The following is an 11,667-nucleotide window of genomic DNA, read 5'->3' as shown; positions in this document are numbered from 1 at the left end:
CAAGTGGGATGGTCCCGGCGACGCCTGGGACGATAACCTGCTCTTCGTCTATCGTCACCACGTTCAATAGGTCGGCCAGCACGTCGTCGATGGGCTCAAACGAGCCTTTAAACCAATACTGTCCCGATGATGATGGAATAGTTGAAGACCACATCGTCCGAAAGTGGCTCATCAGGGAAAGATTGTTCATTCAGCGGTTCATCGCCGCCAAGATTCGCCTGGCATCGCCTTCTTCAATGTTATGCGGCATAGGCAAGTCGTCGAAGTCTCCTCGCAAGGCTTTCAGCGCGTACCGCTCGGAGGCGATTTCTCGCGCGGTCCGAAAACCCAATCTGCGAAAGAACGGAATGGGCGGACACCAGCCTTGCACTGCATGCTGCAGGAGAAATCCTGCCACTACGGCAGGCAGCATGAACAATCGGCGGTTGACGAACGCCCCGAGCCCAAGTCCCAATAGGGTGATAGAAGCGGCATTCGCTTCCAATGTCCGTTCTATATCCCACTCATGGTCAAGTTCCTCAAGCCGTCGGCTGATCTGAGCACGTCCTTGTCTCCCTACGTAGGAGATACTCTGTTCTGTTCGTTTCCGAATCTGCTCATTGACGGCTTCATCGGTGTGTTGCTCGACTCGAGCAGTCGTCGGGATCATAGTTCCCCTTTGAGTTGCCTCACGTACAGCAGCGCCTCGCTACCGGAGAATCAAGTATACGTCCGTGGTTCCGGGCGTGACACTGGGGATGTCCCTTAAATCTCTTACTCCCGATACCGGGAGTCACTGGCCCAAACCGCGCGGCACTGGATGAGTTTAATGTCGGACGAAACGTTGAAGAGACATTGCGGCACTGGCGGGTGAAATCGGCTAGCGTTGCGACCGAAGCAAAAATCGCTTGAGATCAGTGAGCCGGTGCGCCCAAAAGAATACGACTGGCGTTTCCTGTGCCACGGTAAGATACGCAGGGCTGAACACTCCTTGGATAACCGCGGCCGGAACGACATTCTGCTCTCCAAATTGCCTCACCCAGCTTCCGGCATCGACAGCCACTTCCTTATTGATACGTTTGCGACTATTGATTTCCGAATTCGATGCTTTGCACTCCAACGCGAGTACACGCCCGTCACCCAGTCTTACGACAATATCGGCATTATGTTCGCCCACCATGCAACCGATCATGAATTTCCCGGTTTGTGGCGCATCTGTAAGCAATACCTGTATGCCTTTTCTCGGCGACGGCACTCTCGTCCATCCCATTTCGCAAAGGAGCGCCCTCACTGCTCCTTCAACGGCATCCCGTTCATCGGATCGTCTCGATGTCTGAACGCGTTGAGCGGAGGCCGCCACGCAAGATGCCAGGACGGCCGCGTTCTTTTCACTCTTGGAAGCGGAGCGATTCTCATGGATCCATGGGAATCGCTTGGGATCAAGGATGCGACGGAGGATGTCGATCAGGTTCTTCGCTCGCTCAGGATCGTGAGCGATTCGTGTAGGTGCAAGCGTGTTACCCAGCAAGGTTTCAAGATCGTCCGCTGATATCGGCGGGGCCCCCAAATATCGGAGCGCTGTGAAGAGATCTTCCTCCCGGACCAGTGATGAGAGCAAATGGGGATCAACAGGATCAGCCAGCAGACCGGGCAGAAGCTCCACGACTTTCTTATTGGCCCGTTCTAGCGATTTGAACGCTTCGAGATATCTTTCCTTAGGCTCCTCTAAGCGGCGCTGCCTGAACAATTCCTTGGCTTGTTCAACATCCCGAAGAATTTCCTGCCGAGACCACTTACGGGCGCCCTTCGACCAGCCCATTCAAGCGATCCTCATCCGGCGCAACCGTTCAAGGTGTGGGATAGGGAGTCGCATCACTTCTCTTGGTTCAAACTTTGTCAACCCACCTGCATAGGTCCGACCTCGGCCAAGGCTTACATTGGCGTTTAGCCAACGGATAATCAGCGTCAGATCGTCTTCAGAGATCGGAATGCGAGGATATAGCCCGTGGGCAATGTTCAGAATTCTAGCTCCGCATGCGTTACGGACAAACACCGGGGCACGCCGAGCCATGTACGTCATAAGGACTGGGGCCGGAGTCCTCAGATTGACCCGCCACCACGGCTTGCGATGCGTTGCAATATAACCGTCCTTCGCTCCTTGCAACTCTGCCCACGCCATAAATATTTTGATGCGTTCACGTTCTTGCATCGAAAACCGGCGAAAGTCATCGGGAAGATCCACAACACACCGGAGTTGACCGGCATCCGTAAGCCGGGAGCCGGAGGCTTGAATAAGTTCTTTCGCGCGCGTAACGGTGGGAACCAAGACGCAGGCCGGCAGCCCTTCCGCCTGCTCAGCGGCTATCCATACCTTGTTCATACCGGTCACCTGCCCGCGGTGCACCTCGAATAACTCTCCAAGCCGGATAAAACTATTTTTCTCTGCCTCGTTTTGACGGATAAGACACGACCATTTATCGTGTTTTTCAGCGCGCGAGAAAGAGATGGTCATGCCGCCCTGCAAGTTCCCAAGCTGGGCGGGTGATTGAACGCGGCATATCTTCAGTGAACGACGACGAGAACCTATTTTAAAACACACAATGGCAGCGCTCGTCATGGCATCGGGAAAGACCTGTGATGCCGTATCGAAAAGATGCAGTGATTGCCCGCCCATACCGTTCATCAACATAGCGCGCGCTGTGGAACCATAATTCACGTCGAGCCATTCCGCCGCCGTGATGAAGCAACCATAGTCTCCGGAAACCGCGAGTTGACGAGTCTTGAGAAGAAAATGAAGGTGGAGCCCGGCCAATGCACTCCCAGGCAACCCATATGCTCGAAAGGTCTCGGTATACCAACGTTTCCAGCATGGCTCGATGTCATGATGGCGAACGTAGGGGGGATTGCCGATGAACAATGTCCGACCGGCTGAAGGAAGATGGACGGAGCGGTAATCGTCTACAATGATCGAAACACGCTTCGTGAGCCCAGCGATGGCGACATTGGCGCGTAGAAGATTGACAATGTGCGGATCTTTTTCAACAGCTATGATGCGAGCATCCGGAAAGGCCTGAGCGGCGCATAGGACAAAGCGGCCGGAGCCGGCGCCGGGGTCGATAATGCGTTCAAACGTTACCCCTTGCGCATCGGCCCATTGCACCATCGCCCGCACCACTTGGGGCGGCGTGAAGGTCGCCCCTTGGGCACGCCGCTGTTCCGCCGGCACGATTCGACTATAGAAATCCCCGAGCGCGTCATGTCCATCCAACAACCCTCTTCTCGTCTTGCTGAGCAACCCGTCTTGTGAACGGTTGCGGCAGGACTTGAGTAAGCGACCTGCCAGACGGAGGAGAGAGTCTTGAGTTGCTGGAGAAACCATCGGCTCTCAACCGTCAATGCCTGCAAGAAGTTTCACTATAAAAATAAATGAGAAGGTTCGGTGCAGTATGCATAGGACATGAATCGATGTCAAACAAAAAGTATCCGTTGGTTACAGCTAAAGATCTATCTCGGCTGATCTCGATGTACTCAGTTATCTATCGAACTTATCCTAGCGGCACTAAATAGCCTCATCACCATGCGGCATTTCCATTGCAGCGGTTCTTGTAAAGCTCAAAACCGAGCGATCAACGTCACATCATCATGAGGTGCGATATGAGGTGCGATTATGGCCAGGAAGAAACCCTCATCCGATGCGAGTCCCGGGGCCGGTCCGAAAGGACGGCGCGTCAGAAATCCAATCGAACAACGAAGCCCCAGCAACCAGGCGACCGGCGAATACGATCCGGATGATTATCATGGTTCCGGTCCCGTACCGGTCGGCAATGCTCCTATTCATCCTCAGCAGACCAGCAACTCCGGCATCCCAATCGGTGTCGGCCTGAACGAACACCCCGCGGGCAATCCGGGTGATGTGCCGAATACCGACTCGCCGCCCGTTTCCGGCCTGAACCGCGAGGCGCTTGGCGACAGCACGAAACCGGATGATTCTTGAAGAAAGCCTCGAAAACAGCTGCGTAGGGCACTGCGAACATCAGTACTCATCGGGACGCAATGTCTTTTGAGAGACAGATTGGGACTTTCGTCCCGGTCTTGAATTCGCGCAAGATGCATTTTCGCCTTTGGCGCCCACTTATCGCCGGCTGTGTGTCCATGGCCTCAAGTTTGCTTCGTCAATTCACCATAGTAAAAGTCATCTTTACTTCAAAACCGGAGGGCCCAATATGCGTTATTTTGCCTTGCCGTTCGCGTTGATGTTTTTCGCCTTAAGCGCCTGTAGCAGTCAGGAAAAAATGGCGCGATCCACCCATATTTCCATGCCGGATGCCATCCGCACGGCCGAAGCATCCATCCCCGGATCGCGGGCGATAGAAAGTCACTTGGAAAAAGAAAGCGATCATACCGTGTACGAAGTGCAATTGGCGGATAATCAAAACAATCGCCGAACCGTCTGGATCGACGCCTATAGCGGTAGAATCATCAAGAAGACGGAGCCATAACACCCGTCTCCCGGCTTCCGATCTACCGGAAGCCGGGATTGCTCGGCTATGCCGCATCCCCCTAGATACCATTTGGTCGGTCGTCCTTTTGATTCAACTTCCTCCGCTCTGAACCCGTTCTACTGTCTTTGGAATACGCGGGAAACTGCCCTGATCTCGTTCTCGAAAGATGATGGAAATTAAAACGCTATACGATGGAACGGGAGTTCCGCCATCTCCGTCTCTGACGAAAATCCTGCGCGCAGCTTACGATGGCGAGTTGTTCCTCGGCGATTCATCGGAAAGGCCGCTGATCTTCGCCAACTTTGTCCAGACAGTGGACGGCATTGTCTCGCTGAAGGTCCCCGGCAAATCTGGAGGCGCGGAAATAAGCGGCAGGAATGAAGAGGACATGTTTATCATGGGACTGCTGCGCGCCTTGGCTGATGCGGTCATGATCGGAGAAGATACCTTTCGTAACGCGCCTGGACATATATGGACGGCAGACTGTGTGTACCCCGGATTCGAGAAGGAATTCCACGCGCTTCGAAAGCATGTAGGCAAGGGTACTCTTCATCCTCTGAATGTCGTCGTGAGCGGCATGGGCCATATCGACTTGGACCACACGTTATTTAGGCAGGAAGAGATCCGAAGCCTTGTGCTGACGACCCACCAAGGCGCCGCCCATTTACAACAACGATACGGAGCCACGTTGCCGGCTACCGTCCGCGCGCTTCCTGGTGACGCGACGCTCAGTCCGTCCGACATGGTGGCGTTGCTCCATGCCGACTATGGAATAAAACTCCTCCTTCACGAAGGGGGGCCGACGTTGTTCTCGTCTTTCCTAAAACAATCGCTGGTTGACGAACTGTTTCTTACGATGGCCCCTCAAATCGTTGGTCGGGGTTGGACAGGGAAGCGCCCGGCTTTTTCAGGCCCGCTCGGATTGGCTCCTGAGCAGGCGATGTGGGGAACACTGCTATCCGTAAAATGGGCCAAGAGCGGCCATCTGTTCCTGCGCTACCGGCTTTGATCACGATCAGGCCGCCGCTTCGTCTCCGGCGAAAAGTCATGGCAGCGCAACCCGCCGGTTGTGCGCATCTGGCTCGAATCGGGCGAATACTTCTTGGGGCCGCATAGCTAAGCGCTAACGCTCGGTTTATGTATACCAGTATTTTTGCTGATTGAGCAGAAGGATCTTATCGCCGAGATCTAAGGAGATTGGGCAAACCTCGGCATCGGCCCCCCGGGGCACACGCGACAACGACATGTCGTCATCCGATGTATCACCGTCCCTCGAAGAAACGGATCGCGTTGAGCAACTCAGGGAACTGGTAAATAATATAATCGGGTTTGACGCCTTCTTTCTCCGCCAAGCCTTGGTTGGATTTGCAAAACACCGTGGTCATCCCGACTCTCTTCGCTCCATACACATCGCGATACATATCATTGCCCACAAACAGCACCTCGGACGGTGTCATCTTCATGGCAGTCAATGCGTCCGTGAACAGGCGTTCATGGGGCTTACGGACGCCGACGTCTCCCGAGATGATGATCGGGTCGAAATATCCGGCGAGCCCGATGGCGTTCAGCTCGGGAACGGCATAGGCGGTCTGCCCATCGGAAACGATGGCCAGATGATAGTTCTGATGCAGCCGCCGGATGGTGTCCACCACCCCGGGATAGGGCTGTAACCGAAAGCGTGAGGCGGCACGGTACGTCTCGGCCAGCAGTCTCGGGAGTTGCTCCAGTTTCTGAGGCGACAGGCCGCGTGTGAAGTCCGTCGCGTATTGCGTGAGGATCGTATGGAAAATGCCGATAGCATCAAATTCGGGGTGTCGTCCATCATGGGCCGCGCGTTGCTCCTTCATGATCTGGAAATAGAGATCCTTCACGACATGCGGTTCGAGCACAATGCCCTGATAAGAAAGCACGTTACTCAGGATTCGATAGATCTCATCGTGCCCCTCGTTGGTGTGAATATCCGTCAGCGTGCCATTGACATCGAAAATAATCCCTTTCACCTCCATCTACAGGGCCCTCAAACACGTTGTTGCCTCATGGATCAGGCGATGACGGTAGTCCGTGTCGATCCACTGATTTCGCGCGATGCGTAATAACGTCATGCCGAGGTAAAAGGGGGTCCTTCCCGTGATCGATTGAAAGGCGCGATCGCGGTTGGGGAAGTGGCAGGCATATTCCCACAGAAAGTGGCCGATGAAGGGCTCAGCGGCATCCTTCTTGCCGGTAGCCCGCAGAAAGAAATGCTTTAATTCGCCCGCGATGCGGCCGGTATCAAACACGCGATCCGCATGCTTGGCTCGCTCCAGATCGAACGCCATGACTTGTAATCCGTCCCCCATCAGGAAGTTTTCCGGGGTTGCGTCCCCATGCACGATCACCTGCTGGTCTTCCCACATCCGCGTCTGATGACGCCACTGGTCACGCAGCCAATATAATTCGCCTCTCTCGTCTTTTTCGAGTGCCCGGATGTCCTGCAATCGGTGAATAAGGCGGTCCAGATACGCGCAGTCTTGGTGGAAGTCCACCCCCACGCCGCTGGCCGTTCGGTTGTGGAACGAAGCCAAGAAATACGCGAGGGCGGTGAGTGCATGATACAGTGTCCCGTGGTCCCCGCTCTGAATCACCCGGCGGATCACGTCGCTGAGTAATTCTCCCTCGCAGTATTCGGTGATCAGCAGCGCGTTCATCGCATAATAGCGACCCAGCGGCCTCACAACATGGTGGGGATAGCCGGTCAGCCCGTACGCACGCATCATGCAAAGACTGTCGAATTCGCGCGTCAAGCGGGAGCTAGCCTTTCCGGCATCGTTCTTTGTGGAGGAGAAAAAAAACTTACCGATGACCTTGGTGTTGGTCGCGCGGTCTTCATACAAGTACACATCGTGTGAGCCGTTGAGCCTGAAGACACGGTACCCCGAATGACGTGAGGCAGCGCCGATCTTCGGCTGAATGTCATGCTGGAGATACGCGTGCAACGGATCGTGTTCCGAGAGTTTCCCCAAATAGACTTTGTGCATGGTTGCGGGTGTGCCGCGTGGAACCCAAGACGATGTAAGCATGGAGAAGAGAGGAGGATACGTCAGCGTCCTAGAGAAATCGAGTTCATCAAACGACCCCTAATACCATACTCGATCGGCTACGCTCCATATGGCGACAAACTTCCAGGACATTCGCTGGGACTTCAAGATGCCTTCACCATGCATCGACTACGAACGACTTCCGACAGACCGTACAGGCATAGATCTGCACATCTTTGTCCGCCTCGCTTATTTTCGATTCAACCTTCACGAGGGTATGATGGTCACATTCACTCGAAGCCCTGTTCTCTTGCTGTTGTGGCTTTCCTGTTTCTTCAGATTGAGTCATGATACCTGGCATTCATCATGAAGGTGTTGAATGCTATGCCCAAGCGACCGATTCGAGAGCCACCGACCTCCAAGAAGAGCCCTCTGAAGGAGCCGCCGGCTTCCAGGAAGCCTCCTATACAAGAACCTCCCCGGCAGCCTAGGAAAGACGCTCCGCCGATCGGTGATCCGCCGAAGAAGCGGCGTCCCGAAGGAATTTCAAGGCGCGCTTCGAGATCGAGCTCATCAAATCAACACGTGTTGGATGAGTAATGGAATTCCCGCCGCTTCTGAACTGGCAACCTCCCTAGAGCCGACTCGTCAGGACGCAATCATGAGGGTTCGCCAGAGGTGATTCGATAGATCACGCCGGCCGAATCGTCCGAGACCAACAGGGCGCCATCCGGCATGACGAGGACGTCAACAGGACGCCCCCATGCCCTTTGGCCTTGAAGCCATCCTTCCGCAAAAACCGAGTATCGCGTTCGTCCTTGCTCATCTCGTGACACAAACGTGATTCGATAACCTATTTTCTCGCTCCGATTCCACGACCCATGTTCGGCGATAAAGATCTGATTCCGATATTCCTTAGGGAACATGGTGCCGGTGTAAAAACGCATGCCCAGGGCGGCGACGTGAGGGCCAAGCTCGGCGGCGGGCGGCGCGAATTCTCCGCACGCATGTTTGCGCCCGTACTCAGGATCTGAAATTGTTCTTCCATGGCAATAGGGATAGCCGAAGTGCAAATCGGACTTCGTTGCATGGTTGAGTTCGTCCGGCGGTTGATTGTCACCGAGGTGATCCCGGCCATTTTCGGTGAACCATAACTCGTGAGTCGTCGGGTCCCAATCGAAGCCGACTGTGTTTCGGACCCCGCGCGCGATGATCTCGTATCCGCTCCCGTCAGGATTGAGGCGGCCGATGAGAGCATAGCGATCGGGATCGGGTTCACAGCTATTGCAGGGCGCTCCCACCGGCACATAGAGCTTTCCATCGGGACCGAAGGCGATAAATTTCCATCCGTGACGGGCATCTTTGGGGAAACGATCCGTGAGGACCACCGGGGGTGGCACATGTTTCAATTGTGTATCGATATCGTCATACCGCAAGAGCCGATCGACGGCGGCCACGTACAACGAGCCGTTTTGATAAGCCACGCCTGCCGGCATGTTCAATCCACGAGCGATCGTCAACACTTCGTCGGCGCGCTGATCCCCGTCCTTGTCCAGCACCGCATAGACATCGCCTTTGTCCTTTGTACCGACAAAGAGAGTGCCGTCCCGCCCCAGTGCCATACCTCGCGCATTGGGAACATTGTCCGCATAGACGGTGATGGTAAAACCAGGAGGTAGTTTGATCGTATCGAGAGGAAGAGAGCCCGCTTCAATCCTGTTCCCGAATACAAACAGCATCAGCGAAGCACAGATGAGCCCGACAATGTGATTCATGACTTTGCTTTTTCTCCCGCGGCTTGCGCTCATGGTGACTTCCTCATGAATAGGTTAAAGATCCACTGTCCCAGTAGCCCCATGATCGGAGGGACCAGGAGCGCAGGCACGCACCGAGCAATAGTCAAACGCCACCCCAACAGAGGGGCTTCATACGTCAGGATTCTGATGGGGCTGACCAGGGTTTTCGCGGTAATCAGAGCGATCAAGGCGCCGGGAGGCACCCCGGTTTTCCAGAGACTCGCCGCCATGGGAAACAAGAGATAGGGCCCTCCGGGAATCACTAAGCCGGCCATCCATCCCACAAGAATTCCGCGGGTCGAAGTCTCGGTTCCCAGCCACGCGGTGATCCGAGCCGGAGAGATAAGCACATCGACAAACCCGGCAATAAGGAAGCCCAACAGCAATTCGATCCAGACGCTCTCGAATAGCCGACCGCTCGCATAGAGTCCCTGGAGCGGCAACGAGCGATCTTTTGCAAACGCGAACGCACCGATAGACGCGAACAGCACGAGCAACATGATCAGACTGGCATTCATACGTCGGGTCATCGTGCGGAACACCCCCGACCGGTCCGATACTCGAACAGGACGGGGAAGCCGGTCGTGCGATCGGCTTGAGCTCGTGCCGACTCAATCTGGTCGTGGCCGGGAGCGAGCGAGCAGGCCGGGTCGGTCACGCCGGCATCTCCCATGACATGAAACGCTTGGCAACGACAGCCTCCGAAGTCTAGGACGCGGCGTTCACAGGTTCTACAAGGATCGGGCAACCATTCGTCGCCTCGGAATCGGTTGAACCCCTCTGAGTGATGCCAGATTTCCGCGAGCCGGCGCCGCGTGACACGCTCGAAATGCAATCCGGGTATTGTATGCGCCAGATGACAGGGCAATGCGAGCCCTTCCGGATTGACCACGATGAACCGGCGGCCCCATCCGTCCATGCAAGACTTGGGGTATCCGGTGTAATAGTCGGGCGTGACGAAGAGCACCTCCATTTTTCCACGAAGGCGCGCGTTGGCCTCGGCCGCAACGGTTCGCGCCCGTTCGATTTGCTCGCGAGTGGACAGCAGCGCGGGGCGATTTTTCAATGCCCATCCAAGATACTGCGTATTCGCCAATTCGAGCCGATCGGCGGAAACACGTTCAGCCAGAGCGATCATCTCTCCGATCTCAGAGATGTTCTCCCGATGGAGCACGACGTTCATGCTCAACGGAAGTCCGAGCGATGTGACCCACCGCATGGCATCGAGCTTGCGGTTGAACGACGGTGCGCCGGCGATTCGGTCCGATACGGACGGTCTCGTGCTCTGAATCGACACTTGCACACTGTTCAGTCCCAACGCGCGAAGACGAGAGAGTCGCTCGGACGTGAGCGGCATTCCGCTCGTGATGAGGTTCGTATACAATTCGAGCTTGCCGGCCCCCTCGACGAGCAGCTCCAAATCATCCCTCAACAACGGCTCGCCTCCCGTGAGGTTGAGTTGAACCACGCCAAGTTCTTCGGCCTCACGAAAGACCCGGAGCCATGTGTCGGTGTCGATTTCATTCCCACGCTCCGCAAAATCCAACGGATTCGAACAGTAGGGGCAGCGAAGCGGACACCGATAGGTGAGTTCGGCAATCAATGTATATGGACGAGGCTCGTTGTTCATTCCACACTTTGAAGCAGGCCACGGTCGGAAAGGACATCGAGAAACTCACACACTTCCCGCCTAATCTCGTCAGGCGACACGTCATCATAGGCTCGAGCCAGTTGCTCTACCATGTCATCGACCGTCCATTCACCCGTGCAAAGACGCGCAATGGCCGTGGCGGTATGGTTCAGCTCGAGTCCCGTTTCGGGGTACAAGAGCAGATGACGGCCGGTGCGCCGATCGAACCGAAGGCGAACTTTCGGCCTAAGCCGAGGCCGGACGGTGGTGAGAGTCATGAGCAACCTGCTTTCGTTCTGATCCTGCTTCGACATACGCCATAGAGAGGTGATCGAGCATGGTCCACAAAATATCGGCCTTCTTGATCAACGCCCCCACACATCGTTCTTGAAGAGCATACGTGGTCGCGCGCCGAACCACGAACTCGACGGCTTGATTCGAATCGAGCGTTGCGCGAGAGATGCGCAGCTGAAAATACTCCAGCGACCTCGGACGCACCCAAGGATAATGTCGTTTCCACGCCTCGAGGCGCCGCGCCATGAGTGAAGGCGCAAACAATTCCGTGAGCGATGAAGCCACGGCCTCGAGGAGCGACGCCTCGCGGACGAACCGGACATATTCGTTGCACGCGAGCCTGACTCCCGGAAGCACGCATCGGAAGCTCCGCACTTCATCGGCGTCCAGATGCACGCCTCGCGCCAATTCGAGCCATAGAGCGAGCCCGCCTTCTCCTTCCTCTTCGC

Annotated in this window: 14 protein-coding genes; 3 read left to right on the top strand and 11 right to left on the bottom strand. The window is 55.6% G+C overall.

From position 1 onward, the window contains the following. The 4 genes from ACOSYY_RS17405 to ACOSYY_RS17390 form a co-directional block, all read right to left on the bottom strand. A partial coding sequence (locus ACOSYY_RS17405) for a hypothetical protein (RefSeq protein ID WP_421664089.1) occupies positions 1-190 on the bottom strand: 190 nt, incomplete at its 3' end. After that, positions 191-649 (bottom strand): hypothetical protein, encoded by a 459-nt coding sequence (locus ACOSYY_RS17400; RefSeq protein WP_421664088.1) that lies wholly within the window; start codon positions 647-649, stop codon positions 191-193. It abuts the gene before it with no gap. 210 nt (positions 650-859) lie between these two features. After that, entirely contained in the window at positions 860-1,798 is a 939-nt protein-coding gene (locus tag ACOSYY_RS17395) for a XamI family restriction endonuclease (protein WP_421664087.1), read from the bottom strand. After that, positions 1,799-3,358 (bottom strand): N-6 DNA methylase, encoded by a 1,560-nt coding sequence (locus ACOSYY_RS17390; RefSeq protein ID WP_421664085.1) that lies wholly within the window; start codon positions 3,356-3,358, stop codon positions 1,799-1,801. It abuts the gene before it with no gap. A 288-nt stretch (positions 3,359-3,646) separates the two neighbouring features. Here ACOSYY_RS17390 and ACOSYY_RS17385 point away from each other — a divergent pair, with 288 nt between their 5' ends. The 3 genes from ACOSYY_RS17385 to ACOSYY_RS17375 all read left to right on the top strand — a co-directional run bounded on the left by ACOSYY_RS17385 (position 3,647) and on the right by ACOSYY_RS17375 (position 5,490). After that, the gene (locus ACOSYY_RS17385) at positions 3,647-3,973 is read left to right on the top strand and encodes a hypothetical protein (protein WP_421664084.1); all 327 of its coding nucleotides are present in this window, start codon (positions 3,647-3,649) and stop codon (positions 3,971-3,973) included. Between the two features lie 229 nt (positions 3,974-4,202). After that, positions 4,203-4,478, top strand: a complete 276-nt coding sequence (locus ACOSYY_RS17380; protein ID WP_421664083.1) for a PepSY domain-containing protein — start codon at positions 4,203-4,205, stop codon at positions 4,476-4,478. A gap of 169 nt (positions 4,479-4,647) precedes the next feature. After that, the gene (locus tag ACOSYY_RS17375; protein ID WP_421664082.1) at positions 4,648-5,490 is read left to right on the top strand and encodes a RibD family protein; all 843 of its coding nucleotides are present in this window, start codon (positions 4,648-4,650) and stop codon (positions 5,488-5,490) included. 253 nt (positions 5,491-5,743) lie between these two features. Here ACOSYY_RS17375 and ACOSYY_RS17370 read toward each other — a convergent pair whose 3' ends face one another. The 7 genes from ACOSYY_RS17370 to ACOSYY_RS17340 all read right to left on the bottom strand — a co-directional run. Further along, positions 5,744-6,487, bottom strand: a complete 744-nt coding sequence (locus tag ACOSYY_RS17370; RefSeq protein WP_421664081.1) for an HAD family hydrolase — start codon at positions 6,485-6,487, stop codon at positions 5,744-5,746. Then, positions 6,488-7,498: an aminoglycoside phosphotransferase family protein gene (locus tag ACOSYY_RS17365; RefSeq protein ID WP_421664080.1), complete on the bottom strand. Its 1,011-nt coding sequence runs from the start codon at positions 7,496-7,498 to the stop codon at positions 6,488-6,490. It abuts the gene before it with no gap. 659 nt (positions 7,499-8,157) lie between these two features. Then, positions 8,158-9,237, bottom strand: coding sequence for a PQQ-dependent sugar dehydrogenase (locus ACOSYY_RS17360; RefSeq protein WP_526023343.1), 1,080 nt, complete (start codon positions 9,235-9,237; stop codon positions 8,158-8,160). A gap of 65 nt (positions 9,238-9,302) precedes the next feature. Next, complete coding sequence (locus ACOSYY_RS17355) at positions 9,303-9,812, bottom strand: permease (protein WP_421664078.1); 510 nt, start codon at positions 9,810-9,812, stop codon at positions 9,303-9,305. 8 nt (positions 9,813-9,820) lie between these two features. Beyond that, positions 9,821-10,924, bottom strand: coding sequence for a pyrroloquinoline quinone biosynthesis protein PqqE (pqqE, locus tag ACOSYY_RS17350; RefSeq protein WP_421664077.1), 1,104 nt, complete (start codon positions 10,922-10,924; stop codon positions 9,821-9,823). Beyond that, positions 10,921-11,202: a pyrroloquinoline quinone biosynthesis peptide chaperone PqqD gene (pqqD, locus tag ACOSYY_RS17345; RefSeq protein WP_421664076.1), complete on the bottom strand. Its 282-nt coding sequence runs from the start codon at positions 11,200-11,202 to the stop codon at positions 10,921-10,923. The genes pqqE and pqqD overlap by 4 nt, the downstream gene beginning before the upstream one ends. After that, positions 11,171-11,667 (bottom strand): thiaminase II/PqqC family protein (locus tag ACOSYY_RS17340; RefSeq protein WP_526023342.1); only part of this gene is annotated, 497 nt, incomplete at its 5' end. The genes ACOSYY_RS17340 and pqqD, both read right to left, overlap by 32 nt.

The sequence above is a fragment of the Nitrospira sp. BLG_2 genome, from assembly GCF_049222245.1.
This window is presented reverse-complemented; position numbering and strand designations above follow the sequence as displayed.